Raw genomic sequence first — 1,651 nt, 5'->3', positions numbered from 1 at the left:
CCTAAGGTATATATCGTCAAAATAACTCAATTACTAAAATTAAATGTCATGAAGCAATAGTGTTTTCCCTCCTTTTTGCGGATTGAATTTTATCTTACTGCTTTTTCCGCACCGGAAGACACTATACCTGATAATTCCTAAATTTACAGAACAGACTAAAGCATATAGAGTTAAAGATTAGGTCAAATGAAAATGCTCAACTATTGAGGAACAAGAGTATAACCATTTATAAATAAAGTAGTTGTAATTCTTTGCCTCCTATGTTATAATGGATAAAGGATAACAAAACTATCCAAAAAAACAGGGAGGAGGCAAAGAAATATGCAAAGGAGTAAAGAATCAACTTATTATCTTAAAAAGTGTTTAACTGAAAATTTCACTTGGTTTTTTGTTGTATTTGAGGAAAAATTTCGCCAAAAGCAACGGATAGCTTTTGAGACAATTATGTTTCTATCATTAGCTCATTTCTTTGGGTTTTACAATCCGAAGCAGTTAGCCGACTTTTTTGGCATAGGGCATCAACCACTTTATGTTTCTCTTAAAAGATATAGCCTTTATTATCTTAAAGAGATGCTTATTTGCTTTATGGTAAAGCAAGCCTGTGAATATCTAAAGGCTGTGATGAAAAAGAGCATAGCAACTAAATCCAGAGCAGGCATTACCTTGTCAGTTGATAACAGTGTGATTGACCGACTGGGTAAAATGCTTCGTTGTACCTGGAGTTGGTATAGTGGCCGTGCTAAGAAAATAGTCAATGGACACGATTTGCTCGGTATTGTTTTAACTCTTAATGGATTTGTTTTTCCCTTACATTTAGTCTTTTGTTCTAAACAAGGTCGAGCTAATACTGATAAACCAAGTCTGTTAATAAGTATGTTAAGTTGTCTAAAAGACAAATTTCTCAAGGAAGGTATTGATCTAACATCCTTTCCTATTAGTTTGGACTCATGGTTTGTATCCGAAGAGCTAAAACAAAAACTCTATCAATTAGGTTTTTATAAGATTATCATTGCTGGTAAAGGAAACTATACCTTTACCATTAATAACAAAAAACAAAAATCTTCAGATTGGAAAAAAGAGCTCTCTCTCTAAAGACCAATGGGGCATTGATGTGCCGTCTTGTAGACTTAAGGCTTATAACCCAACTTTTGGTCATATTGTTCTCCTCTTTTATGAGAAGAAGACTACGCATAATTATTACCTAATAGATTTTAGTAAGATCCCAATGCGTAGTGCTGAAATTTGGCATATATGGAAACAACATTACCTTATTGAATATTTCTGGAAGATTCTAAAATCTACATTCAGGATAAAATCTATGCAACTACAAGGTAATGGACTCTATATTGGCTTACTCATTAAAATAATAGCCTATTTGATAATATTACAGCTAAAAACCAAAAGGGTTTTTTCAAAATTCACTATTACTCAGATTACAAGAAAAATAAATCGGGAATGCAACTTGCAAACCCTTATCCAAGAGCATTTTCATTTGGCATCCTTCATAACCTAAACAATCTCGTAGTAATATGCCAATTTTGGAATTATCAGTTTATCTATTTTCACTCTACGGATGACAAATCTTCTTGGCTTTTCCCATGTTTTAAGGATAAATTCTTTACTGGTAACACTGGTGAATTCATCAATATTC

General features: G+C 32.8%; 1 protein-coding gene. It reads left to right on the top strand.

Translation table 11 applies throughout. The annotated features are described in order from the left end of the window. Window positions 1-321 precede the first annotated feature (321 nt). Entirely contained in the window at window positions 322-1,092 is a 771-nt protein-coding gene (locus AB1630_13050) for a hypothetical protein (protein ID MEW6104713.1), read from the top strand. The last annotated feature ends 559 nt before the right edge of the window (window positions 1,093-1,651 follow it).

The sequence above is a fragment of the bacterium genome (genome assembly GCA_040753555.1).
Classification (GTDB): Bacteria; UBA9089; UBA9088; order UBA9088; family UBA9088; genus JBFLYE01.
This window is presented reverse-complemented; position numbering and strand designations above follow the sequence as displayed.

Bases quoted from the DNA above. Each gene is read 5' to 3' on its own strand.
- AB1630_13050 (MEW6104713.1), top strand. From the start codon at position 322: ATGCAAAGGAGTAAAGAATCAACTTATTATCTTAAAAAGTGTTTAACT.